The 24,584-nt window shown below is 64.7% G+C and carries 22 protein-coding genes; 12 read left to right on the top strand and 10 right to left on the bottom strand.

All coding sequences use genetic code 11. The features are described from left to right. Positions 1-184: 184 nt before the first annotated feature. The 4 genes from Q5Z11_RS00275 (at position 185) to Q5Z11_RS00290 (ending at position 4,738) form a co-directional block, all read left to right on the top strand. Positions 185-2,398 carry a TonB-dependent siderophore receptor gene (locus tag Q5Z11_RS00275; RefSeq protein ID WP_303748169.1) on the top strand — a complete coding sequence of 738 codons (2,214 nt, stop codon included), beginning with the start codon at positions 185-187 and terminating at the stop codon, positions 2,396-2,398. 132 nt (positions 2,399-2,530) lie between these two features. After that, positions 2,531-2,818, top strand: a complete 288-nt coding sequence (locus tag Q5Z11_RS00280) for a hypothetical protein (protein WP_303748170.1) — start codon at positions 2,531-2,533, stop codon at positions 2,816-2,818. Beyond that, the gene (locus tag Q5Z11_RS00285; protein ID WP_303748171.1) at positions 2,815-3,117 is read left to right on the top strand and encodes a hypothetical protein; all 303 of its coding nucleotides are present in this window, start codon (positions 2,815-2,817) and stop codon (positions 3,115-3,117) included. Before Q5Z11_RS00280 ends, Q5Z11_RS00285 begins: the two co-directional genes overlap by 4 nt. Before the next feature lie 10 nt (positions 3,118-3,127). Further along, the gene (locus tag Q5Z11_RS00290; protein WP_303748172.1) at positions 3,128-4,738 is read left to right on the top strand and encodes a PepSY-associated TM helix domain-containing protein; all 1,611 of its coding nucleotides are present in this window, start codon (positions 3,128-3,130) and stop codon (positions 4,736-4,738) included. Positions 4,739-4,886: 148 nt separating this feature from the next. On the opposite strand, the gene Q5Z11_RS00295 is transcribed toward Q5Z11_RS00290, so the two are convergent. After that, positions 4,887-5,159 (bottom strand): metal/formaldehyde-sensitive transcriptional repressor, encoded by a 273-nt coding sequence (locus Q5Z11_RS00295; RefSeq protein WP_303748173.1) that lies wholly within the window; start codon positions 5,157-5,159, stop codon positions 4,887-4,889. A 62-nt stretch (positions 5,160-5,221) separates the two neighbouring features. Between Q5Z11_RS00295 and dmeF the strand changes: the two genes are divergently transcribed. Beyond that, the gene (gene dmeF, locus Q5Z11_RS00300) at positions 5,222-6,205 is read left to right on the top strand and encodes a CDF family Co(II)/Ni(II) efflux transporter DmeF (protein WP_303748174.1); all 984 of its coding nucleotides are present in this window, start codon (positions 5,222-5,224) and stop codon (positions 6,203-6,205) included. 162 nt (positions 6,206-6,367) lie between these two features. Here the strand turns inward: dmeF and Q5Z11_RS00305 are convergent, their stop codons facing one another. Together Q5Z11_RS00305 and Q5Z11_RS00310 are read right to left on the bottom strand one after the other, a co-directional pair. After that, entirely contained in the window at positions 6,368-7,003 is a 636-nt protein-coding gene (locus tag Q5Z11_RS00305) for a response regulator transcription factor (protein WP_303748175.1), read from the bottom strand. Next, positions 7,000-8,106, bottom strand: coding sequence for a sensor histidine kinase (locus Q5Z11_RS00310; protein ID WP_303748176.1), 1,107 nt, complete (start codon positions 8,104-8,106; stop codon positions 7,000-7,002). The genes Q5Z11_RS00305 and Q5Z11_RS00310 overlap by 4 nt, the downstream gene beginning before the upstream one ends. A 163-nt stretch (positions 8,107-8,269) precedes the next feature. Here Q5Z11_RS00310 and Q5Z11_RS00315 point away from each other — a divergent pair, with 163 nt between their 5' ends. After that, positions 8,270-8,977, top strand: a complete 708-nt coding sequence (locus Q5Z11_RS00315) for a DUF2306 domain-containing protein (protein ID WP_303748177.1) — start codon at positions 8,270-8,272, stop codon at positions 8,975-8,977. A gap of 111 nt (positions 8,978-9,088) precedes the next feature. On the opposite strand, the gene phhA is transcribed toward Q5Z11_RS00315, so the two are convergent. Then, the gene (phhA, locus tag Q5Z11_RS00320; RefSeq protein ID WP_303748178.1) at positions 9,089-9,979 is read right to left on the bottom strand and encodes a phenylalanine 4-monooxygenase; all 891 of its coding nucleotides are present in this window, start codon (positions 9,977-9,979) and stop codon (positions 9,089-9,091) included. Between the two features lie 132 nt (positions 9,980-10,111). On the opposite strand from phhA, the gene Q5Z11_RS00325 reads away from it, so the two are divergent. Beyond that, positions 10,112-10,594 (top strand): Lrp/AsnC family transcriptional regulator, encoded by a 483-nt coding sequence (locus Q5Z11_RS00325; RefSeq protein WP_282271903.1) that lies wholly within the window; start codon positions 10,112-10,114, stop codon positions 10,592-10,594. Positions 10,595-10,736: 142 nt separating this feature from the next. Here Q5Z11_RS00325 and Q5Z11_RS00330 read toward each other — a convergent pair whose 3' ends face one another. From Q5Z11_RS00330 to Q5Z11_RS00340, 3 genes are all read right to left on the bottom strand, one after another. Next, positions 10,737-11,798 (bottom strand): patatin-like phospholipase family protein, encoded by a 1,062-nt coding sequence (locus tag Q5Z11_RS00330; RefSeq protein ID WP_303748179.1) that lies wholly within the window; start codon positions 11,796-11,798, stop codon positions 10,737-10,739. Between the two features lie 72 nt (positions 11,799-11,870). Then, on the bottom strand, positions 11,871-12,488 hold the full coding sequence (locus tag Q5Z11_RS00335; RefSeq protein ID WP_303748180.1) for a hypothetical protein: 618 nt from the start codon (positions 12,486-12,488) through the stop codon (positions 11,871-11,873). Between the two features lie 173 nt (positions 12,489-12,661). Then, positions 12,662-13,675 carry a TIGR00266 family protein gene (locus Q5Z11_RS00340; RefSeq protein ID WP_303748181.1) on the bottom strand — a complete coding sequence of 338 codons (1,014 nt, stop codon included), beginning with the start codon at positions 13,673-13,675 and terminating at the stop codon, positions 12,662-12,664. A 173-nt stretch (positions 13,676-13,848) separates the two neighbouring features. Between Q5Z11_RS00340 and Q5Z11_RS00345 the strand changes: the two genes are divergently transcribed. After that, positions 13,849-16,176, top strand: coding sequence for a TonB-dependent receptor (locus tag Q5Z11_RS00345; protein WP_303748182.1), 2,328 nt, complete (start codon positions 13,849-13,851; stop codon positions 16,174-16,176). Between the two features lie 985 nt (positions 16,177-17,161). On the opposite strand, the gene Q5Z11_RS00350 is transcribed toward Q5Z11_RS00345, so the two are convergent. The 3 genes from Q5Z11_RS00350 to Q5Z11_RS00360 form a co-directional block, all read right to left on the bottom strand. After that, on the bottom strand, positions 17,162-18,268 hold the full coding sequence (locus Q5Z11_RS00350; protein ID WP_303748183.1) for a glycoside hydrolase family 18 protein: 1,107 nt from the start codon (positions 18,266-18,268) through the stop codon (positions 17,162-17,164). Positions 18,269-18,566: 298 nt separating this feature from the next. After that, positions 18,567-19,403, bottom strand: a complete 837-nt coding sequence (locus Q5Z11_RS00355) for an acid phosphatase (RefSeq protein ID WP_303748184.1) — start codon at positions 19,401-19,403, stop codon at positions 18,567-18,569. Positions 19,404-19,724: 321 nt separating this feature from the next. Continuing rightward, the gene (locus Q5Z11_RS00360) at positions 19,725-20,549 is read right to left on the bottom strand and encodes an ABC transporter ATP-binding protein (protein ID WP_303748185.1); all 825 of its coding nucleotides are present in this window, start codon (positions 20,547-20,549) and stop codon (positions 19,725-19,727) included. A 126-nt stretch (positions 20,550-20,675) separates the two neighbouring features. Between Q5Z11_RS00360 and Q5Z11_RS00365 the strand changes: the two genes are divergently transcribed. The 4 genes from Q5Z11_RS00365 to Q5Z11_RS00380 all read left to right on the top strand — a co-directional run bounded on the left by Q5Z11_RS00365 (position 20,676) and on the right by Q5Z11_RS00380 (position 24,496). Then, positions 20,676-21,878 (top strand): DesA family fatty acid desaturase, encoded by a 1,203-nt coding sequence (locus Q5Z11_RS00365; RefSeq protein WP_303748186.1) that lies wholly within the window; start codon positions 20,676-20,678, stop codon positions 21,876-21,878. Next, entirely contained in the window at positions 21,875-22,204 is a 330-nt protein-coding gene (locus Q5Z11_RS00370; RefSeq protein ID WP_303748187.1) for an EF-hand domain-containing protein, read from the top strand. Before Q5Z11_RS00365 ends, Q5Z11_RS00370 begins: the two co-directional genes overlap by 4 nt. Positions 22,205-22,360: 156 nt before the next feature. After that, positions 22,361-23,173: a bifunctional DNA-formamidopyrimidine glycosylase/DNA-(apurinic or apyrimidinic site) lyase gene (gene mutM, locus Q5Z11_RS00375; RefSeq protein WP_303748188.1), complete on the top strand. Its 813-nt coding sequence runs from the start codon at positions 22,361-22,363 to the stop codon at positions 23,171-23,173. Positions 23,174-23,554: 381 nt separating this feature from the next. Beyond that, the gene (locus Q5Z11_RS00380; RefSeq protein WP_345783919.1) at positions 23,555-24,496 is read left to right on the top strand and encodes a DUF4380 domain-containing protein; all 942 of its coding nucleotides are present in this window, start codon (positions 23,555-23,557) and stop codon (positions 24,494-24,496) included. The last annotated feature ends 88 nt before the right edge of the window (positions 24,497-24,584 follow it).

Below are 24,584 nucleotides of genomic sequence, written 5' to 3' on the forward strand. Positions count from 1 at the left end.
TTTTACATGCTGGCGCAAAGCGCGCCGTGGGCCGTGTATTCAGGCCTCCGCCAGCGGCACCAGCGCGGCTGGCAGAACAGCCAGTGCCAGCAATGTTGTTGAGAATGGTTATTATTTACTATAATCAGCGCATCAGCCGCTGCCTGGGCAGTCAGCCAATACTTCTGTCTGTGCAGGTTGATCCGTGTCCCTCCCCCGTATTTCTGCCGGCCTCCGCCCGGCCTTGTTGTCCCTTGCCGTTGTCTCGGCCCTGTTCCCGCTTGCTGCAATCGCCGCCGAAGCCGAAGCGGCTGCCGACGCGCAGACCCTGGATGCGGTGCGGGTCAATGCCTACCGCACCACCGGCCACACTTCCGGCGCGACCAAGACCGATACCGCCATCGCCGAAACCGCACAGTCGGTCTCGGTGATCGCGCGCGAGGAACTGGATGCGCGCGGCGTGCAGAACCTCAACGAGGCAATGCGTTACGTGGCCGGCGTCTCGCTGGAAAGCAGCGGCATCGACAACCGTGTCGATGACTTCCGCATCCGCGGCTTCGACGCCGGCAGCTGGGCCAACAACGTCACCATCGATGGCATGCGCGCGCCGCAGGGCAGCCAGTGGAACCGCAGCATGGTCGACAGCTGGAACCTGGACCGGGTGGAGGTGCTCAAGGGCCCGTCCGCAGTGATGTACGGGCAGGTGGCTCCGGGCGGCATGGTCAACCAGGTCAGCAAGACGCCGGTGCCGGACCAGCAGCAGGTGCTGCGCCTGGGCATCGATGGCAACGGCCAGTACAGCAGTGCCTTCGACGTCGGCACCGGAACGGATGACAACCGCCACCTGCTGCGCCTGGTCGGCCTGTACCGCGACGGCCAGACCCAGATCGACCGCACCGAGCAGCAGCACTGGTTCCTGGCGCCCAGCTATACCTTCCAGATCGCCGAACGCACGCGCCTGACCCTGCTCGGCCTGTACCAGAAGGACGACGGTGGCTCGACCTACCAGTTCCTGCCGATGGCCGGCACGCTGCGCCCCACCGCCTACGGCTACATGAAGAACACCACCTTCATCGGCGAGCCCAACTGGAACACCTTCGACCGCACCATCTGGACTGCCGGTTACCTGTTCGAACACAGCTTCAACAACAACTGGACCTTGAGCCAGAGTGCGCGCCATACCAACGTCGAATCGGTGTTCCGCTCGGTGGTGACCAATGGTGCCCTCAACGCCGATGGCCGCACCCAGAAGCGGCGCGCGACCTGGGGCGAAGGCGACTCCAAGGGTGAGACGGTCGACACCCGCCTGACTGGCAAATTCAGCACCGGCGTCGCCGAGCACACCGTGCTGTTCGGCGTGGACTGGCAGAAAGCCGACTGGACCGGCGCGCGTGGCGCGATGACCAATCCGGCCGATATCGACATCTTCAATCCGGTCTATACCAACTACGTTCCGGTCACCACCAGCATCAGTTACAGCGGCGGCATCAACCGCCAGACCGGCGTCTACCTGCAGGACCAGATCGCCATCGACAAGTGGCGCCTGACCTTCGGCGGCCGCCACGACTGGACCAAGGACGACACCTGGACCCAGGCGTATACGGTGGCCACCAACACCTATCGCCCGGTGGTGCCGACCAAGGTCAAGGACAAGGCATTCACCGGCAATGCCGGCGTGCTGTACGTGGCCGACAACGGCCTGACGCCCTACCTGAGCTATGCCGAGTCGTTCCAGCCGGCCGGTACCAATGCCAACATGAGCTACACGCAGACGCCGTTCGACCCGGTGACCGGCAAGCAGTGGGAGGCCGGCCTGAAGTACCAGCCGGCCTCGTTCGATGGCCTGCTGACCTTGTCGGCCTACGACCTGCGCCAGCAGAACATCGTCACCAACGATCCGATCAAATCGCACAACACCTGCGGCGCCGCAGGCAACGCCGATTGCCAGGTGCAGGACGGCGAGGGCCGCGTGCGCGGCGTCGAGCTTGAAGGGCGCGTCACTCCGCTGGAAGGCTTCAGCGTGATTGGTGCGGCCAGCTGGATGGATTCGGAAGTCACCCGCAGCAACAACGGCTATACCGGCAAGCAGCTGGCGATGGTGCCGGACTGGACGGCGGCACTGTGGGCCGATTACACCTTCCTCGCTGGCGGCCTGGAAGGCCTGAGCCTTGCCGCCGGCGTGCGTTACAACGGCCGCAGCTACGGCGACAGCGCCAACCTCTACCTGATTCCGTCCTACACCTTGTGGGATGCCGCCATCCGCTATGACGCCGGCCAGCACGGCGCCGTCGGCACGCAGTTCGCGCTCAACCTGAGCAACCTCGCCGACAAGCGCTTCGTCTCCACCTGCACTGGCGAGTCGTCCTGCTATTACGGCACCGGCCGTACCGTCACTGCTACCGCACGTTTCAGTTGGTGATCCCCGCGCGGCGCCTGCGCTTTGGTGCAGGCGCCGCGAGTGCATGTCCAGCGAAGAGCCAGACCAGATGAAATCCAAACATCGCATGTGCGCCCGGCAAGGGCGCGCCATCACCTACAGCAGGCAGGCCGCATGAACCTGTGGCTGGGCATCGCCGGCACGCTGGCCGGGATCGTTGGCGGACTGCTGCTGTACGTCGCTTCACCACAGCAACAGTTGCGCGCCGCCGGGCCGTGGCCAAAGCGGCGTGCATGGTGGCCGGGCACCTTGTTGGTGCTGCTGTCACTGCTGGCGTTGTGGCCGCTGCTGGCGCCGCTGGAGGCGATCGCCAGCTGGTTGGTGTTGCTGATGCTGGTGTGGTCGCTCGCGCCGTTTGTCGGCGCATGGCGTGCACGCACGCGTGCGGGGCGGTCGGTATGAGCCCGGCGAAGCCACGGCTGGAAAGCCGCCATTGGTTCGGCAAGACCTGCGCGGGCGTGGTACTTGGGTTTGGCTTGGCCTTGGCGCTGTCGGGCCTGTTCGCGTGGCTGGGCCCTGACGGCATCAATGCCGGCGGCGGCAAGAACCAGTTCAACATGTGGCTGATGGCACCTATCTGGGCGACGGTGCTGTCCTTCGTCTACCTGTTCCGCGACAGCCTGCGTGCCTGGCTGTGGTTGGGTGCGGCCAATGCGCTGGCCTTCGCTGCGCTGTGGCTGGTGCGTGGAGTGATGTCATGAAGGTGGCTGCATGAAGATCCGTAGCGACATCATCAAGGTCTACAAGGATGTGCACATCTGGATCGGCATCGTCAGCGGGTTGATGCTGTTCATCGCCTTCTATGCCGGTTCGGTCACCATGTTCGAGAAGCCGCTGGAGCGCTGGGCGACGCCGCCTTCAACGCTGTCGGCGGCACCGTCGTTGCAAGAGGCCGACGCGCTGGTGGCCGCAGTGCTGGCCGAACACCCCAAGGCCGCATCGCGTTACTTCGTGTCGGTGCGTCCGCACGCCGATCAACCGGCGCGGGTGTACTGGCAGGAGCGTGCACCCGGCCAGGGCCGTCGCCAGTTCACCGAGTATGGCGCCAGCTTCGCCGCCGACGGCAGCCTGCAGGTCGCACAGACACGCAAGGCACCGGTGGCGCAGTTGGTGGACACATTGCACCAGCTGGTTGGCCTGCCATTCCCGGACAAGATCGCGCGGCCGATCATGGGCGCGGTGGCGATGGCGTATGCGGTCGCCCTGGTATCGGGCCTGATCGTGCTGCTGATCACCTTGAGCAAGGACGTGTTCGCGCTGCGCATCGGCAAGAACATCAAGCGCATGTGGCTGGATGCACACAACGCCCTGGGGCTGTTCAGTCTGCCGTTCCACATCGTCATCGCGCTGACCAGCGTGGTGTTCGCTTTCCACGACCAGTTCTACGATGCACAGGGAGCGGTGGTGTATCCGCAAGGCATCGAGTGGAACGAGGAGCACGCAGAAGCGCCCGGAGGGGCCGCAGTGCTGCCGGCCGCTGAGCTGCTGCGTCGGGTCGAACTGCAGTTGCCCGGCTTCGAGGTGCAGAGCTTCGGCTTCCAGAGCAAGGGCGGTCATGTCGAAGCAACAGTGACCGGACTGGATATCCGCCATGGCACGCGTGCCCGCGTATACGCGAGCACCCATCTGGATCCGTATAGCGGTGAGGTGGATGCGCATGACCTGCCGGGTCATATGGATGGCTGGAACGGCGCGGTCAATGCGTTCTTCGCGCTGCATTTCGGCAGTTTTGGTGGCAACCCGGTGCGTTGGTTGTACCTGCTGATGGGCCTGGCTGGCGCGGCGCTGTTCTACACCGGCAACCTGCTATGGGTGGAATCGCGGCGACGCAAGCGCAAGGGCGCGGAAACGCCGGTGCAGAAGCGTTCGGCCCGGGTGTTGGCCTGCCTGACGGTAGGTGTGTCGCTGGGTTGCGTGGCCGGCATATCCGCCAGCATCGCCGCGACCAAATGGCTGCCGTCGCTGGTCACCGATCTGAAGGCCTGGCACACCGGCATCTATTACGTCGTATTCCTGGCCGCCATCGGCTGGGCCTACCTGCGCGGTGCGCCGCGCGCTGCGGTGGAGCTGCTGTGGTTGAGCGCGCTGTGTACGTTGGCGATTCCGCTGTCGAGTGTTGCCGGAGTTCTGGGGCTGGGTGGCAGCTGGTACCACGCAGGCAGCTGGCCGGTCGACCTGACCGCGCTGCTGTCAGTGCCGGTGATGCTGTACATCGCGCATCGCAGCCAGCTGCGCATGCAGCAGGGCCATACCGACAGCGTCTGGTCGCAAGGTAGTGCCGAGCCATGCTCGGCAGATGCCGTGCCGGGCACGCCTTTGTAGGAGCGGCGTAAGCCGCGAAGCTGGCAATGCTGCAATCACCGATGTGTTGGCAATCTGATGGTTCGTGAGCTTCGCGGCTGACACCGCCCCTACAACCGCTGATTGGGCTGCGGGTGACGCCCCTGCCGAGCATGGCTCGGCACTACCCTCACTTTGCGTGGCGCTTCATCAGCTCGAGCAGTACCTCGGCTTCCTGCGCGCGTTTGGCCGGATCCTTTTCCGCGACGACATGGTCGCTGAGGTGGCCGGCCATCACTTCCAGCATCAGCCCGTGCATCGCGCCCTTGGCGGCGGCTATCTGCACCAGCACGGCGTCGCAGTCGTCGCCGCTTTCCAGTGCCTGCTCCAGTGCCGCCACCTGGCCGGCGATGCGGCGCACCCGGGTCAGCAGCTTTTTCTTGTCGCGTTGGATATGAGCCATGACTGGCATCATATACCCCTTGGGGGTATAGAATCACGCCGTCCTTCTCCCGGCCCATCGCCATGCAACTCGACGCGCTTGCTCAATCCCGCCGCCACAGCCATGCCTTCAGCGATGGCAATCCGATGGCGGAGCAGAACACCCGTCGTGCGATGGCGCTGACCGTGGTGATGATGGTGGTGGAGATCGCTGGCGGCTGGTGGTTCAACTCGATGGCGGTGCTGGCCGATGGCTGGCATATGAGCTCGCATGCGCTGGCGCTCGGTTTGGCGGCGTTCGCCTACGCCTGTGCACGGCGCTATCGCGATGATCCGCGCTTTGCATTCGGTACCTGGAAGATCGAAATCCTGGCTGGGTTCACCAGCGCGATCCTGTTGCTGGGGGTTGCCGCGATCATGGCGTTCGAGTCCATCCTGCGCGTGTTCAAGCCCAGCCCCATCCATTACCAGCAGGCCATTTCGATCGCGGTGGTCGGCTTGGCGGTGAACCTGCTGTGTGCATGGTGGCTGCGCGATCAACACCATCATCATGGTCACGACCACGGGCATGACCACCACGCGCATGGCGGCCACCACCATCATCACCATGATCTGAACCAGCGCTCGGCCTACCTGCATGTACTGGCCGATGCGGCGACCTCGGTGCTAGCGATCGTCGCCCTGCTCGGCGGTCTGTATTTCGGCGCGTCCTGGTTGGACCCGCTGATGGGCATCGTCGGCGCAGTGCTGGTATCGGTATGGGCTTGGGGATTGATCAAGCAGACCAGTGGCGTGCTGCTGGATGCGGAGATGGACGCACCAGTGGTCGCCGAGATCCGCGAGGCGGTGGAGCAGGGCGAGGTAGCTGCCCAGATCAGCGACCTGCATGTCTGGCAGGTGGGGCGTGGTCGCTATGCCTGCGCGATGGAGGTGGTGACAGAATCAGTGGTGGCGCCGGAAGTGTTCCATCGCGCCTTGGCGATCCACGAGGAGATAGTGCACGTGACGGTGGAGGTGCGTAGTGCCGAGCCATGCTCGGCAGGGGCTTTACCTGTGCACCGGCTGTAGGAGCGGCGTCAGCCGCGAAGCTAACAACGCCGGAACAACCGATATATTCGCAATCTGATGATTCATGGGCTTCGCGGCTTACGCCGCTCCCACAACGGCGGACAGGCTAACGGTAAAGCCCTTGCCGAGCATGGCTCGGCACTACAGCTTCGGCCGATGCTGCTAGATCACCCGCAGGGTGATCGCCTTCAGCACTGCGCGGGTGCGGTCGCGGGTGTCGAGCTTGTCGAGGATGGTCGAGACGTAGTTCTTCACGGTGCCTTCGGCCAGGAACAGGCTGCCGGCGATCTCGCGGTTGCTGTAGCCACCGGCCATCAGCCGCAGCACCGCGACTTCCTTCTGGCTGAACAACTCTTTCGGCGCGTCATCGGCGTGGTAGCGATAGCGCTGGCGTACCGCATCGGTGCTCACCGGCTGCAACAAGGTCTGGCCGGCGATGGCGCGGCCGATGGCGTCGTGCAGGTCTTCCGGGGCTGCATCCTTCAGCAGGAAACCCTGCGCACCGGCTTCGGTGGCACGTAGCAGCAGGTCACTCTCGTCGAAGGTGGTCAGGAACACGCATGGTGTTTGATCACCGCGCTCGCGCAGCGCCTTCAAGGCCTGGATGCCGTCCAGGCCCGGCATGCGGATGTCAGACAGGATCAGCTGCACCGGCTGCTGTGCGATCTGTTCGAGCAGGGCGTCGCCGCTGTCGGCCTCGAACACGATGGTGATGCCGAGCTGCTGCAGCAGGGCGCGCAGGCCGGCGCGGATCAGGGCCTGGTCGTCGACCAGGGCAATGCGTGGGGAATCGTTCATGCCGGCAATTCCACACGAATCCGCAGGGCACCGGAAGCAGCACGCTGCAGTTGCAGGCTGCCGCCCTGTTCGTCCACGCGTTCGCGCATGCCGGTCAGGCCATTGCCGGCGCGCGGTTCGCCGCGCAATTGGCCATCGTCTTCCATTGCCAGCAGCAAGCGTCCGTCGCGGCGTTGCAGGGCAACCTGCAGGACCTTGGCATCGCTGTGGCGGGCACTGTTGGTCAGCGCCTCCTGCACGCAGCGCAGCAGGGTTTCGGCCTTGGCGGTATCGCTGACCTGTACGTCGTCATCCAACTGCAGCTGCAGGCGCGGACGCGGCAAAGGTGCCGCCAGTGCGTGCAGGGCGGTGTCCATGTCGAGCTGGCCGCTGTCGCGCAGGCAATGCACCACCGCGCGGATGTCGCCGAGCAGGTCGGCGGACAGCTGCTCGCACAAAGCCAGCTCGGGCACGGCACCTGCTGGCGCTGCCAGTGCGCGCAGGTGCAAGCGCAGCGCGGTGAGTTTGTGCCCGGCCACATCATGCAGCTCGCGCGACAGGCGCAGCCGTTCCATGTCGCGGGAGCGCTCAGCGAGCAGGGCGCGGGTAGCCAGCAGGTCGGCATTGACCAGCGCCAGCCGGTCGCGCGCTTGCTCGGCGCTGCTGGCGTAGTGGGTGGTGAGCATGGCGAAGGCCTGGAAGCCGGCGAAGATCAGCACCACCGCGGCCGGGTGGCTGTGTACGTCGCGCAGTACCAGGTACATGCCCAGGTTGGCTGCCAGCATCACTGCCACAGCGATGCGCAGCGGCCAGCTCATCGCCACCTGTGCCGCCAGCATCACCAACAGCGCCGGCGCCACGCCGCTGCTCGCGGCCAGGCGGATCACCGCCAGTGCCGCGACGGCCTCGATCACCAACAGTACGCTGCGCTGTGGCGCAGGTCGGTCGTAGCTGGCGGCGAGCAGGAAGGCGATCAGGAACAGCAACGCACAGCCCCAGCGCAGCGCGAACTGCTCGGCGGAGCCATACGGCAGGGTCACCGCCACGGCCAGCCAGGTCAGCAGGCCGGCGAGATTGAGCGGGTGCAGCAGCCTGTGCCAGCGCGAACGGGGAGTGATTTCCATGCCCGCATGCTGGTGGGCGCACGCGCCTTCGACAAGGGGGTGACTGCAGAAAGTGACTTCCGGCAGGGTCCGGCAGTGACCGGCGCGACTGCCATGCGCGCGCCCGTGCGCGCACGCTTTGCACAGGCCATCGCACTTCGCCGGCCGTCACTGGAGAGCCCCAATGCCCGGATATTCCCTGATCGTTGCGCTGCATGTACTGGCCGGCGTGGTCGCACTGGTTGGCTTCTGGTCGGCGGCGGTGATAAAGAAGGGCTCGCCGCGGCACCGTGCGCTGGGCAAGGTCTATCTGGTAGCGATGGCGGTGATCGTGGTCACCGCACTGCCGATCACCATCCAGTTCGCGTTCTTCCGCCAGCAGCCGTTGTCGGCACTGTTCCTCGCCTATCTGATGGCGATCACCGGCAACGCGACCTGGTTGGCGTGGCGCGCGGTCACCGACAAGCGCGACTGGAAGCAGCTGGTGTCGCGCCCGGGCTGGCATCTGGCGTTGTGGCCGATGGTGATCCTGGCCCTGGTGGTCGTGGGCACCGGCATCCAGCATCGCCAGCCCCTGTTCCTTGGCTTCTCGTCGATCGGCCTGTGGGTGGGCTGGCGCATGTTGAAGTTCGCCCGTCGCGGACCGTCGCGTCCGGATTGGGCGTTCCGCCAGCATTACCAGTCGATCCTGGGTGCAGGCATCGCCACCCACGTTGCCTTCCTCGGCATCGGCATGCGTCCGGTATGGCAGTGGCTGCACAGCCACACCACGGTGCCGTCGTTGGTGATCGAGCTGTTCCCGTGGGCGGCACCGTTGCTGGTGGCGGTGATGGTTGGCGTCTACCTGGACCGCAAGTACGGCGGTCGGCGGGCGGCCAAGACGGCGCAGTGAGTTACAGGATCTGGTGGCCCCGGCTGCGCTTCGCTTACCCGGGCTAGCTTTGGGCATGAATGAAGAAGCCGCCCTGGGGCGGCTTCTTCTATTGCAGCGATGTGGGCTGGCTCAGACGTCGCCGCCGTCGGCCCAGCCTTCGCCGCTGCCGCGCTGGAATACCGTGTCACCTTCCTGCACGTCGCCAGCGGGCAGATGTTCGGCGTCGGCGAGGCGTGCGTAGATCGGGGTGAAGTCCGGCTCGGTCGCAGCCATCAGCTGCTCGAAGCCGTCGATGACGAAGTAGCTCTTCTGGAAGGTGTCGATGCGGTAGCGGGTGCGCATGATCCGCTCCAGATCAAAACCAATCCGGTTAGGCGCGGCCGACTCCAGCGAGTACAACGACTCGCCCTTGGACGAGACGATGCCGGCGCCGTAGATGCGCAGGCCATCGGCGGTGTTGATCAGGCCGAACTCCACCGTGTACCAGTACAGGCGGGTCAGGTTCTGCAGCGCGTCCGGGCCGATGGCATGGGCCTTGACGCCACCACGGCCGTAGGCGGCCATGTAGTCGGCGAACACCGGGTTCATCAGCAGCGGCACGTGGCCGAACAGGTCGTGGAACAGGTCGGGTTCTGCGATGTAGTCGATCTGGTCGGGGCGACGGATCCACCAGGTCACCGGGAAGCGGCGGTTGGCCAGGTGATCGAAGAAGTCGAGTTCCGGCAGCAGGCCTTCCACGCCGACCAGGGTCCAGCCGGTGGCCGCGCCCAGCACTTCATTGAGCTGGTCGAAGCGCGGAATCATGTGCTCGCTCATGCCCATCTCGTCCTGGGCATCGAGGAACTCCTGGCAGGCACGACCGACCAGCAGTTCGCGCTGGCGCTGGTACAGGGTGCTCCAGGTCGCATGGTCGTCGGCGCTGTAGCCGTCCCAGGGCTGCTCCACCACGGCAGTGGTATAGACCGGCACGTAACCCTTGTCGGTCTGTTGGTGTTCGACGCGGCGCGGGTTGGCTTCCATGACGGCAGCTCCTGAAGGGAATAAGTAACCGCATGGTAGGAAGCCTGCCGCGCAACAGGTGTGCGTAATTGCGCTGACAACCGCTTCTAACGCAATATTGTTGCGTCCATTCAATGCTGCGGAGCAACAAAGATGGCGTCGGTGAATCTTGATCGCACGGATCTGCGGCTTCTGGTCGAAATACAGCAGCATGGCCGCGCCACCAACGCCGAACTCGCGGCGCGGGTGAACCTGTCGCCCTCGGCCTGCCTGCGGCGGGTGCAGCGGCTGGAGGCGGAGGGCGTGATTGCCGGTTACGGCGCACGGCTGGAGCCACGCGCGATCGGGCTGGGCCTGCAGGCCTTCGTGCGCGTGCAGTTGTCCAAGCACGGCCAGGCGGCCATCGATCACTTCGTGCAGGCGGTGCAGCTATGGGACGAAGTGGTGGCCTGCCATGCGCTGACCGGCGACATGGATTATCTGCTGCAGGTCTACGTACGCGACCTGGACCACTTCTCGGAATTCCTGCTCGACAAGCTGCTCAACGCAGCTGGTGTGGCCGACGTCAATTCCAGCTTCGTGCTGCGCACGGTGAAGGAGTTCCGCGCCCTGCCGCTGTCGCAATTGGGGCGGTGAAGGCTCTTCCTTCTCCCTGCGGGAGAAGGTGCCCCGAAGGGGCGGATGAGGGTAGGCGGCGAAGCCTTATGGAATCTGAAGCAAGCTGCTTCGCCCGTACCCTCACCCCAACCCCTCTCCCGTTGGAGAGGGGCTTCAAGCATCAACGCGCTGGCGCGCTGCAGTTCTTCTCGATGCCACGCAGCTTCTCGATGCGGCTGCGGCTGTCCTGGCAACGTTGGTGCGCTTCGGCCTGCACGGCGGCGGCACGTGCCTCGGCGTTGCGTGCGGTGGCTAGACGCGCCTGCTGCAGGCGGGTAATGCCCGCACGGATCTGCGGCATCGCCGCCATCGCGGCCTTCTCGCCTTCGAGGATGGCGCGGCCACGCTGCTCGAAATCGGCTGCGCCGATGTCCAGCACCGCCGGGCGGATCACCACGTCGGCGCGTGCCAGTTCCTGCTCGCCCAGGCGCTGGCCCATGATGGTGATCGACTGGCCCACCGCACCGAGCAGACCGGTCGGGCGCTGGCCGGTGGCACGGCTGGAGATATCCACCGCGATCACGAATTCGGCACCCAGCTGCTTGGCCGCATCCACCGGCACCGGGCTGACCACGCCGCCGTCGACATAGCTCTTGCCACCGATGATCACCGGCTCGAACACACCGGGGATGGAGCTGGAAGCGCGCACCGCCTGGCCGACATTGCCGCGTACGAATACCGCGCGCTCACCGGTTTCCAGCTGCGTGGCAACCGCGGCGAAGGGCTTCTGCAGCTGCTCGGCGCGCTTGTTGCCGACCTGCGCGTTGACGTAGTCCTGCAGCTTCTGGCCCTGCACCAGGCCACCGGAGAACAGGCGGATATCGCGGATGCTGGCTTCATCCAGCGCCACTGCCTTCTGCTGCATCTGGAAGGCGTCCATGCCGCTGGCATACAGGGCACCGACCACGCTGCCGGCGCTGGTGCCGGAGACCACCACCGGCTCGAAGCCATTGGCTTCCAGCATCTTGATCACGCCGATATGGGCGAAACCCTTGGCTGCGCCGCCGCCCAATGCCACGCCGATCTTGACCGGCCTTACCGGCGTGGTCGGCTGCACCGCTGCCGGCGGCGTGGGCTTGGTGTTCTCGCCGCCGCAGGCTGCCAGCAGGCCAAACAAGGAGAGGGACAGCAGCAGACGGGCGTTGCGCATGATGAACAGGGGTGTCGGAAAGGGCGCCAGCATAGCGCTTTGTGTTGGCAAGGCCGCCAGTGGGCCAATGCATGGTTTAGCTGCGGCTGTCATCCGTAAGCGGTTTCAGCTTGCCGGTAGATAGACCGTTGGCGTCCAGAACAGGGCGACTATTCCGAGCCCGATGACCAGCCAGAACAAGCCGCCCAGTATCAGCCAGGCCCAGTTTGCAGCGGTGAGACGTGCGTTGCCGCTACCGTCCGGGTCGCCGCAGGCGAGGTTGGCCGCGCGCTGTGCCTGCACCAAGGCCATTGCATTGATGGCAAGCAGCAGGATGCCGATGCCGAAGCTTGGCAGGGCCGGCAGGATGGTTTCGGGGATACGGCTGACGATGCGTCCGCCAATGGCCGAGATGACGTAGGCGCCCGCCCACATGCCCGGCGACCAACTGTAGCGCTTGCCTGCGCGCTGCAGGCGGTGGTCGATTTCCTGGTTCAGGCTGTGGGCGAAGAAGATCGCGAAGATCGCGCGCGGTACTGGCCAGATACTCAGCTTCTTGTCGCGCTTGTGCCGGGCCCAGTGCTTCCAGAACCAGTAGAGCGAATAGAAACCCATCGTCGCCACGTACAGCAGTACCAGCTTGGTGATGGAGACCACATAGAACGGCGGCAACGCCGAAGGTACTGCTGTCTCCTGCGCCAGCGAGGATTGTGGTGGTGCGTAAACATTGTCCTGCGTGTGCATGGCGTCCTGCCATTCCCCTGAAAATGAATGCGGCGAGTATGGCGACGGCGTCGGGGCACTACAAGGAGATACGTCTTCCCTGCGCAATGACGGCTTGTTCCGTGCGCACGGGGCATGTGCACAGGGTTCCGCAGCCCGGGCTTTGCAGCCGGGCTACGGACGTCAAAGCCACATCAGAACTTGTTGTCACCATCCAGCAAGCGGCCCAGCCCGCCCAGCACCGAGCCTTCACCGCGGCTTTGGCCACCACCCTGTGGTGCGGCGGCATACATGCGGCCAGCCAGGCGTGAGAACGGCAGCGACTGCAGCCATACCTTGCCCGGGCCGGTCAGGGTGGCCAGGAACACACCTTCGCCGCCGAAGAACATGCTTTTCAGGCCAGCCACGCGGCGCACGTCCATGTCCACGCCACCGTGGTAAGCCACCACGCAGCCGGTATCCACGTCGATGCGCTCGCCCGCAGCCAGCTCACGCTCCACCACGCAGCCGCCGGCGTGCACGAACACCCAGCCGTCACCTTCAAGCTTCTGCATGATGAAACCTTCGCCGCCAAACAGGCCGGTCATCACCTTGCGCTGGAAATGCACGCCCACCTGCACGCCGCGTGCGCCGGCCAGGAAGCTGTCCTTCTGGCAGATCAGCTTGCCGCCGTGCTGGTCCAGCTTCATCGGGATCACGGTGCCCGGGTAGGGCGCGGCGAAGGCGACCTTGGCCTTGCCGTTGCCGGTATGGGTGAATACGGTGGCGAACAGGCTTTCACCGGTGATCACACGCTTGCCGGCCGACATCAGCTTGTCCATGAAGCCACCGCCCTGGCCCTCGTGGCGGCCATCGCCGAACACGGTGTCCATCTGCACGGTTGAGTCCTTGAACATCAGCGCGCCGGCCTCGGCAATCGCGCTTTCACCGGGGTCGAGTTCGATTTCCACGAACTGCATCTCATGCCCGACGATGCGGAAGTCGATATCGTCGGCACGGTTGCCCCTGCCACCTACCGGCGGCGGCATCGGTGGCGGGCCGGCCTGGCCGCCGAAGTCGGCGATTTCGGTCACCGCCTGCCAGCCCTGCATGCCCTCGCGCCAGGCCAGTGCCTGGCGGCTACCCTGGGCAAAACGGCGTGCGGCCTCGTCGTCCATGGGGCCGACGCGGTCGGCCTGGCCGGGAATATGGAAATACCACTGGGTCATGGCAAGGTGCCTGGGCGGGAAGGAAGCCCCAAGTCTATGCGGCCGAAGGGGCGCTTACCCCTGACAGGCGTCATGCCGCTGAATACCTGAACGATTGCGATACGAATGTTGTACTGCAACAATTCCGTGCTAGGCGCAGTTCCCCATTCCTCCTCAACAGGCCCTTCTCCGCCATGTCCCCGACCCGTACCGTCCGCCGCCGCCTGCCGGCAGCGCATCCGCTGTTTGTCGCCGTTCTCGCCGTACTGCCACTCACCGCTGCCGCGCAGGATGCGACGCCCGCCCAGAAGCAAGCCTCAACGCTGGATGCGGTGAAGGTCACCGCCGCACGCAAGTTGGAGAACATCCAGGATGTGCCGGTGTCGATCAGCACCGTCAGCGGCGAGAAGCTCGACGCGCTGGCCTCCGGCGGTACCGACGTGCGTTACCTGTCCGGCCGCGTGCCCAGCCTGAACATCGAATCCTCGTTCGGCCGCGCCTTCCCGCGTTTCTACATCCGCGGCTACGGCAACACCGACTTCCGTCTGAATACCTCGCAGCCGGTCTCGCTGGTGTATGACGACATCGTGCAGGAAAACCCGATCCTCAAGGGCTTCCCGATCTTCGACGTGGAGCAGGTGGAAGTGCTGCGTGGCCCGCAGGGTTCACTGTTCGGCCGCAACACCCCGGCCGGTGTGGTCAAGTTCGACTCGGTGCGCCCGTCGCAGGAGTTTGAAGGCTACGGCAAGGTCGGCTACGGCAGCGACAACCTGTGGAACGTCGAGGCTGCCGTCGGTGGCGCACTGAGCGCGCGCTGGTCGGCACGTGTGTCGGCCTTGTACCAGCGTCGCGACGACTGGGTGAAGAACACCGGCACCGGCCCGAACGACGGCCTGGAAGGCTATGACGAATCGGCCGTGCGTGCGCAGTTCCTGTACGAAGGCGACAATTTCGAAGCACTGTTGGGCGCACACAAGCGTCACCTCAACGGTACCGCGCGCCTGTTCCGCGGCAACATCTTCAAGAAGGGCAGCAACGATTTCGTGCCCGGCTTCGACGAGAACAAGGTCTCGATCGATGGTTTGAACCACTCCGAGCTCGACAGCAGCGGTGCCAATGCACGCCTGAGCTGGGACCTGGGCAACTACAAGCTGTCCTCGATCACCGGTTACGAGACCGTCGATACCTTCAGCGTCGGCGACATCGACGGCACCTCCGGCCCGTACTTCACCGCCGATGTGCCGTTCGCCTCGGAAACCGCCGATGGCATCCCCAGCCACTCGCAGTGGACCCAGGAGCTGCGTCTTGAATCGCAGAACGAAGGCCCGTTGAACTGGCAGGCCGGCGTGTTCTATTTCAAGGAAGACTACGACGTCGACAGCGTCAGCTACGACAGCACCAACGGCAGCAAGCAGGACGGTTTCCAGCGCATCAACCAGACCAATGATGCCTGGGCGGTGTTCGGCGGCCTGAACTTCCAGGCCACCGACAAGCTGGAACTGCGCGCTGGCGTGCGTTACACCGTCGACAAGAAGGACCTCAAGGTCAAGGATTACTGGAACACTGGCTTCTCGCCGTGCATCGCACCGACCCTGACCACGCCCCCGGGTATTGCCAAGTGCGATCTCGCCGGTCTGCTTGCCGCGCAGCAGGACGCCTATGCCAAGGGTGATGCTGTTGATCCCTACCTGTCGGCCTCGACCAAGGACAAGAAGTTCAACTGGGACTTCTCGGCCACCTACGCCGTCAATGACACCGTCAACGTCTACGGCCGCGTTGCTACCGGCTTCCGTGGCAGCTCGATCCAGTCGGCGGGTGCCTTCAACAACAAGACCGTGGCCGATCCGGAAACCGTGCTGTCGTTCGAGGCCGGCGTGAAGGCGGACTTCTGGGACAACCGTGCGCGCTTGAATGCCAGCGTCTACCACTACCGGGTCAAGGACCAGCAGCTGACCGCCGTGGGCGGCGCCGGCGGCAACGCCAACATCCTGCTCAATGCCGACAAGAGCGTGGGCCAGGGCTTCGAGCTGGATCTGCAGGCCTACCTGACCGACAACCTGCTGGTCACCCTGGGCAGCGGCTACAACCACACCGAGATCAAGGATTCCGATCTGAGCGTCGCACCGTGCTTCTCCTGCACCGTGACCAATCCGGTCGTCAACGGCAAGGTGCTGATCAACGGCAATTCGCTACCGCAGGCGCCGGAGTGGACCCACAACATGACCGCGCGCTGGTCGCTGCCACTGGCCGATGGCACGCAGCTGTATGTGTTCACCGACTGGGCGTACCGCAGCGAAGTGAACTTCTTCCTGTACCAGTCCAAGGAATTCACCGGCAAGTCGCTGCTGGAAGGCGGCCTGCGCGTGGGTTACCAGTGGAATGACGGTGATTACGACGTGGCGCTGTATGGCCGCAACATCACCAACCAGATCCGCGCCACCGGCGGCATTGACTTCAACAACCTCACCGGCTTCATCAACGAGCCGCGTTTGTGGGGCGTGGAGTTCAAGACCCGCTTCTAAGCGTTGCTTGTGTGAGTTGAACGCAGAAGGCGCGGAGCAATCCGCGCCTTCTGCATTCCTGTAGTGCCGAGCCATGCTCGGCAAGAGGCCTTACCGATAGCCCTGCCAAACATCCTGTGGGAGCGGCGTAAGCCGCGAAGCCGAGAGTCGATCAGATTGCGGTCGGGTTTGCAGTTCAAACAATGCAGGCTTCGCGGCTTATGACCCTAGGCCACCCAGCGCCGCTCCTACAAAGCCGCGTCGGTGAAGCCCCTGCCGAGCATGGCTCGGCACTACTTGGCGCTGCAGCGTGCGGCCAATCTAGCCCCTCTCCCGCATGCGGGAGAGGGGTTGGGGTGAGGGCAGCTTTTGCGGGGAAGGCCCCTGCCGAGCATGGCTCGGCACTACGTGGCGCTGCAGCACGTGGCCAATCTAGCCCCTCTCCCGCATGCGGGAGAGGGGTTGGGGTGAGGGCAGCTTTCGCGGGGAAGGCGTCTGCCGAGCATGGCTCGGCACTACTTGGTGCTGCAGCGTGCGGCCAATCTAGCCCCTCTCCCGCGTGCGGGAGAGGGGTTGGGGTGAGGGCAGCTTTTGCGGGGAAGGCCCCTGCCGAGCACGGCTCGGCACTACGGTTGGGGCATTACCGGTGAAGCCCCAACCGAGCATGGCTCGGCACTACTTGGCGCTGCAGCGTGCGGCCAATCTAGCCCCTCTCCCGCATGCGGGAGAGGGGTTGGGGTGAGGGCAGCTTTTTGCGGGGAAGGCTTCTGCCGAGCATGGCTCGGCACTACGGTTGGGGCATTACCGGTGAAGCCCCTGCCGAGCATGGCTCGGCACTACTTGGCGCTGCAGCGTGCGGCCAATCTAGCCCCTCTCCCGCATGCGGGAGAGGGGTTGGGGTGAGGGCAGCTTTTTTGCGGGGAAGGCTTCTGCCGAGCATGGCCCGGCACTACGGTTGGGGCATTACCGGTGAAGCCCCTGCCGAGCATGGCTCGGCACTACCGGATCAGCGCAATGCCTCATGCAACACATCAAGCAACTGCTCGTTGTCATCACCGCGCTGCTCCCAATACATGATGCCGCCCAGGCCCTGCTGCTTCACGTAGTTGGCCTTGATCAGCAGCGATTGCGGATCGTCATAACTGATCATGCGTCGCTCCTTGGCATTCCACAGCCACGGCACCTGCGCTTCGTCATCCCAATGACGCTGCCAGTCCGGCGCATTGAGACGGGTGTGGACGATGTCACGCCAGGTGATGAAGCCGCCCTCCTTGGTGAACTTCTGGAAGCGACCGTTGTTCTCCGTGCCGACATCACCAAAGGTGCGGCCATAGAACGGCACGCCGACATTGATCTTGGCAGCAGGCACGCCCGCATCGAGGAAGTACTTCACCGCATCCACGGTGGTGCGACCCTGCGGCGTGGCCAGCGATGAGCGCGCAAGCCCGGAATGATGGCCGGTGGTCTTGGTCAGGCTGCCGTAGAAGTCGTAGGTCATCAGGTTGATCCAATCCAATGACTGCGCGATGCGCGGCAGCTCCAAGCCTTCCGCGGCGCGGCCTTCGGCAGCGGCGATGGTCAGCAGGTAATGGCGCTTGCCGTTGCCCTCCCGGTCCAGACGCGCACGCAGTTCTTCCAGCAGCACGGTGAAGTTGTGGCGGTCATCCGGGCTGTGGCTGATGTCGGCATCACCGAGCGTGGGGTATTCCCAGTCGACGTCCAGGCCATCGAGTTTGAACTGGTGCATCAGCGCGACGCTGCTGTCGATGAAGCGTGCGCGTGCCGGTGCAGTGGCAGCGGCCTCGGAGAAGTTGCCCGCACCCCAGCCACCAATCGACAACACGATCTGCAGTGAGGGGTTGTCCGTGCGCTTGGCGACCACCGCATGCAGGCGTGCCGGATCGATGTTCTCGGGTAGGTAAACGCTGCCGTCGAGGCGAACCAAGGCGAAGGCGAAGTTCACCACGTCGAGCTTCCGGGCCGACAACTGCAGCGGCTCCGGGCTGTCCATCACATAGCCGATCAGGCGCGGCGTCTGTGCCTGCGCGGCGAAGGGCAGCAAGACGGCAATCAACAGCGCATGCAGGCGCGGACTGCGAAGGAATACAGGCATGAGAGGTCCCGCAATGAGAGGACCCCGGACTGTAACCGCAGGCGCGCAATCCAGTGGCAGGCGGTGACGTCGGAAACCATCGCGCCCACGGTAGAGCCGAGCCATGCTCGGCTGGGGGACGCCGATAGCCCAGCCGAAGCTCTTGTAGGAGCGGCGTCAGCCGCGAAGCTGATGGCCAGCCAGATTGCCGATATGCCTGCGATTGAAGCAATGCCAGCTTCGCTGGCTGACGCCGCTCCTACAAAAGCGGCTCGTCAAGACCGCGATGCCGAGCATGGCTCGGCACTACAGGTGAGGCTCAGCGGGCTTCTGGGATGTCCGAGGTCAGCGCTGCGGTTTCCGCGGCGCAATCGCGCGGCAGCGGCAGATTGAGCGTGCGTGCGTGTCCTAGTTCTTCGCGTGCCTTGGCGAGGTCGGCCACAAACGCAGGGTTGTCATGCAGTCGCGCGACCGTGGCCGCGCCCATGAACTGGCCCTGCTGCACATCGCTATACCAATGCACGTTGCAGACCAGACGGCTGTGGCCGTAGTTGCGGCCGCGTTCGATCAGGGCGGTGGCATGTTCGGGATCGATTTCCGACAGGATCAGGCCCCAGGCCCAGCCAATCGATGTATGCCCGGACGGATACGAGCCACTCTTGCGCAGGCCTTCCTCATCGTCCGGCGTGCAGGTCGGAGCGGTGTTGACCATGAATGGGCGCGGACGCTGGTAATGGGTTTTCGCCGCCTTGGTGGCAGCACTGGCGTCGATGCGGCTGCGTTCAAGCAGGCTGTACAGCACCGGCGTGGTCTTGGCGGTGACGGCCACGCCCAGCGCACAGCTGAACTGGTCAGCGCCAGCCGGGAAACTCAGGTCGGCGTCGGTATGCGCCTGCACGAAGCGCGCGCTGCCGCGCATGTTCATGGCTTGGCTGGCGACGGCTTCGTCGAGTTGTGCTGCTACCGAACCGGGAGCCGGGGGCGCGGGACTCAGCGCTAGGCTGTCGGGGATGGCGGAGCCGACCAGATAGCCGACAACCTTGTTGCTGGAGTCCTTGCCTGCAGAAGGCAGGGTCGGAGTGCTGGAGCAGGCGCTGAGCACGGCGGCCAGCGCGAGGGCGGCGCCAAGGCGCAGCGGGGAAGCGGGTAGTGACATTGCGAGGACAACGGGATTACAGGAGCGGACCGGCATCATCGCACCAACGGCCGCGCTCTGCCCCCTCCCTTTGCCGAAGGCAAGGGGAGGGGTGCTCTTCACATGAACTTGAGCCCCCGGCCAAAGCAACGGCCAAAGCTACCCCCTCCCAACCTCCCCCTTGGCTACGCCAAAGGGGAGGGGCCAGAGCTCCCTCCCTTGCGCAACGCGCAGGGGGTGAAGAAGGCCTGCTTGCGCGCCATTGGCGCGCGGCCTGATGAACGACCGAAGGCTGTGCCTTCGGGCCGGACGGGCTGGGGAGGGGTGCTCTTGCTTCAAGAACTACGCAGTGCCAACCCAGGCCGACATCCGGCCGTCGTCCTCGCGTACCTCGATCGGGCCGCCGAACACCTCCGACAGCGGCCCGGAGCGCAGCAGCTCGCCGCGAGAGCCGTCGGCAAAGATCCGTCCGCCCTTCATCAGCACGACGCGGTTGATCTCCGGGATCACCTCCTCGATGTGGTGGGTCACCAGCACCAGGGTGATGCCCTGCTGGGCAAGGTTGCGCATGCTGTCGACCAAGTGCTGGCGCGAGATCAGGTCCAGGCCGGTGGACGGCTCATCCAGCAGCAAGGCCTTGGGCTGGTTGACCAGCGCACGCGCGATCAGCACCCGGCGGGTTTCACCGGCGGACAGTTCGGCATAGCTGCGGCCGATCAGGGGCAGGGCGCGGGCCAGTTCCAGTGCATGCCGCGCGCGCTGGCGCATGGCGTCGGTGACATCGCGATGCCCAGGGACAACGTAACTGGCAAAGAAGCCGGCGATCACCGCTTCCTCGACGGTCAGCCCGGGCATGCTGGACAGGTTGCTGGACAGGTCGCCGGTGACGATGCCGAGCTGCGCACGCAGCCGGTCCACCTGCCAGCGGGTCTGGCCCATCACCTTGACCGGCACATGGCCGTCGGCGCGCGCCAAGGGATAGAGCTCGCGCGTGATCAGCTTGATGAATGAGGACTTGCCGCAGCCGTTCGGCCCGAGGATGGCGGTGTGCTGGCCTTGTTCGATACGCAGGTTCAGCTCGTGCAGCACACGGACCTGGCCGCGGATGACGCAGGCATGGTCCAGTTCGATCAGGGGGGCCGCTTCGGCGGCGGGTGCAATGGACATTCAGGAGTAGGTGGCAGCTGAGGATTCGACCAACGGACCTGCCGCCGGTGGATGAAGTTTGCGCCGACAGCCCCCATCATGTGTAGCAGTTGTTTCATCTGGCACCGACTGCCTGGAGTGTTCGCGATGTCCGACGCCCTGCTCGATTTCCTCACCGGAGGCATTGCCGGCCTGGGCTGGTGGGGCATGCTGGCGGTGCTGCTGGTGTTCACCCAGCTCACCATCTTCGCGGTCACCTTGTACCTGCATCGCAGCCAGGCCCATCGCGGCGTGGATTTCCACCCGCTGGTGTCGCACTTCTTCCGCTTCTGGGTGTGGCTGACCACCTCGATGATCACCCGCGAGTGGGTGGCCATCCATCGCAAGCACCACGCCAAGGTGGAAACCGAGGAAGACCCGCACAGCCCCGTTACCAAAGGCATCCGCACCGTGTTCTGGCGCGGCGTGGAGCTGTACCGCGAGGCACGTACGTTGCGTGGCGACATCGAGCAGTACGGGCGTGGTGCGCCGGAAGACTGGATCGAGCGCAGGCTCTATACCCCGCATGCCAACCTCGGCCCGATCCTGCTGTTCGTGATCAACGCCGTGTTGTTCGGCCTGCCCGGCATCGCCTTGTGGGCGATCCAGATGGCGTGGATTCCGTTCTGGGCAGCGGGCGTGGTCAATGGCCTTGGCCATTGGTGGGGTTATCGCAATTTCGAATCGGCCGACACCTCGACCAACCTGACGCCCTGGGCGTTCTGGATCGGCGGCGAGGAACTGCACAACAATCATCACGCCTTCCCCAGCTCGGCACGTTTCTCGATGCGGCGCTGGGAGTTCGACATCGGCTGGCAGGTGATCCGCCTGCTGCAGTTCCTGCGCCTGGCCAAGGTGCTGCGGGTAGCACCGACCATGGACATCCGTCCGAACATCGCCGTGCCCGACGCAGATACCTTGAAGGCGCTGCTGTCGCATCGCTTTCAGGCAATGACCGATTACCAGCGCAATGTGTTCGCGCCGGCTTTGAAGGAGGAAGCGGCGGCTGCAGGAGCCAAGTTGCGCAAGCTGTTGCCGCGGCGCATGCGCAAAGGATTGGTCAATGATGGCCGTTGGCTCAAACCCGATTGCCGCGCGCAGTTGCAGACCTGGGTGCAGCAGCGACCGCGCATCAAACTGTTGGTCGAACACCGGGCGCGCCTGTCGGCCCTGCTGGAAGCCCGCAGTCATGACGCCGCCGAGCGCTTGCGCCAGCTGCAGCAGTGGTGCCAGGACGCCGAGGCCAGCGGCAGCGCCGCATTGCAGGCCTACGCAGCGCGCCTGAAAGGCTATTCGCTCAGCGCCGCATGAAGACGATTGCCCTTCTTTTCCTGCTTGGCGCTTCGTTGCCTGCCATGGCACAAGTACAGGACACCAATGCCTACCTGCAGCGCATGGACAGCGATGGCGATGGCCGCGTCAGCCCGGACGAATACCTGCAGTGGATGCTGTACGCCTTCGACAAGATGGACCGCAATGGCGACGGCATTCTGCAGCCCGAAGAACAGCCGGGTGGCCGTGGCAAACCGATTACCCGCGAAGAACAGCGGCAGGTGATCCTGGCCCGCTTCGCCCGCCAGGATGCCAACGGCGACGGCTACCTGAGCGCACGCGAGCTGATGGCGCCACCGCGTTGACCGGTGGTTGTAGGAGCGGCGTAAGCCGCGAAGCCAAAAAAAAACCGAAGCCGATGGTGCAGTGCAATCGATACCGGTCTGCTGTTCACCACCACCAGCTTCACGGCTCACGCCGTTCCCACAAGAACAACCAGATACCGTCGCTTTGAGGTCCGCATGCCAGAACTACCCGAAGTAGAAACCACCCGGCGCGGGCTGGAACCGCATCTGCTGGATCGACGCATCCACGGTGTGATCCTGCGCCGGCCGGATCTGCGTTGGCCGATTCCCGCCGAGATCGAACAGGTGCTGCCGGGCCAGCGCATCGAAGCGATCCGTCGCCGCGCCAAGTACCTGTTGCTGGATACCGAAGCAGGCAGCGCGGTGTTGCACCTGGGCATGTCTGGCAGCCTGCGCGTGCTGCCTGGTGACACGCCGGTGCGTGCGCACGACCATGTCGACATCAGCCTGGAAGACGGCCGCCTGCTGCGCTTCAACGATCCGCGTCGCTTCGGTTGCCTGCTGTGGCAGCCAGCAGGAGAAACGCACGAGTTGCTGAGTGGTCTCGGCCCGGAGCCTTTGGATGGTGATTTTGATGGCGACTATCTGTTCCAACGCAGCCGTGGCCGCAAGGCGCCGATCAAGACCTTCCTGATGGACCAGGGCATCGTCGTCGGTGTGGGCAATATCTATGCGGCGGAAAGCCTGTTCATGGCCGGCATCAATCCCTTGCGCGAGGCTGGCAAGGTATCGCGGGCGCGCTACCAGCGGCTAGCCGATGCGGTGAAGGAAATCCTGGGTCATGCGATCACCCGTGGCGGGACCACCTTGCGCGATTTCATCAGTCCCGACGGTGCGCCAGGCTACTTCGAGCAGGAACTGCTGGTGTACGGCCGCGAGGGCGAGAACTGCAAGCAATGCGGGCGCGTGCTGCGCTATGCCAGCATTGGCCAGCGGGCAACAGTATGGTGCGGGTATTGCCAGCGCTAAGGCGGAGCAACTGTAGTGCCGAGCCATGCTCGGCAAGAGCCTTCCCGGTAAAGCCCCAGCTGTAGTGCCGAGCCATGCTCGGCAGGGGCCTTCCCGGTAAAGCTCCACCCGTAATACCGAGCCATGCTCGGCAGGGGCCTTCCCGGTAAAGCTCCACCCGTAATACCGAGCCATGCTCGGCAGGAGCCTTCCCGGTAAAGTCTCTGCCGAGCATGGCTCGGCACTACCGCGGCACGGCCGCCGCGACCTCTGCCATGATCCCCGCTGGCCCGCAGGGAAAACCCAATGCAGCTGCATCATCGAATCATCCTCTGTCTGCTATTGCTGCCAACACTGGCGATTGCGCAAGCCCATACCCCGGCAGACGACAACTCCGCAGCGCTGGAGAGCAGTGAGCTGCAATTGCAGCTGACCTCCGCCTTCGGCGGCCGGGTGCTGTCGCTGCAGCGCAAAGGCGAACCGAACTTTCTGCGCATAGGCGCAGCGGTCCGCACGCAGCCGGATCCGGAGGTAAGCGCCAGCAGCGATGACATCGCCTACCTCGGCCATGATGTCTGGGTTGGCCCGCAATCGCAGTGGTGGCTGCACCAGCAGATCAATACCGAGCGCCGAGCAGCTGCCGCCAACTGGCCACCGGATCCATGGCTGTCGCTGGCCCCTGCGCAGTGGTTGCAACGCGATGCCGACCAGCTGCGTCTGCGCGGTGCCGCCAGCCCGGTGACCGGCATGCAATTGGAGAAGACATTCCGGCTTGATCCCGAGCGCGCCGACACCGTGCAGCTGCAGGTCAGTGGCCAGAACATCCGTGACACGCCGGTCGCCTGGGATCTGTGGTTCAACACCCGCGTCCACCCGGCTACCCGCGTCTTCGTGCCGGTAACCATGGCCAGCGATATCCGCGTAGAAGGCGCACCCGATCCGGGCATGCCGGATCATCAGTTCCAGGACGGCATGTTGGTGCTGCATGCCGACGCCAGCAGCAGGGGGCCACGTGGCAAATGGTTCGTGCAGCCTACGGTGGGCTGGATGGCAGGCTTCAATGGCAGTCAGGCGTTGATCGTCCGTTTTGCGAAACAACCGCGTTCCACCATCCACCCTGAGCAGGCGCAGGTGGAGCTGTATCTGGATGCCGGCGGTATCGTCGAGGGGCTGCTGGAGATGGAAGTGCATGCGCCTTACCGTGAGCTGCAAGCCGGGGAGCGGATGCAGGCAGCCGAGGAATGGACCCTGTTGCAATGGGATGGGGGTGATGACGCGGCGGCACAGCGTGGATTCCTGTGCGCGCATGCGGCCGCGTTGCAGTTGGCGGGTGCTTGCCGTTAGATCGCGGTCATGCGGTGCTGGAGCTATACCGGTAAGGCCTCTGCCGAGCATGGCTCGGCACTACAAGCCCCTCTCCCGCTTGCGGGAG

It is taken from the genome of Stenotrophomonas sp. 610A2 (assembly GCF_030549615.1).
Classification (GTDB): domain Bacteria; phylum Pseudomonadota; class Gammaproteobacteria; order Xanthomonadales; family Xanthomonadaceae; genus Stenotrophomonas; species Stenotrophomonas pigmentata.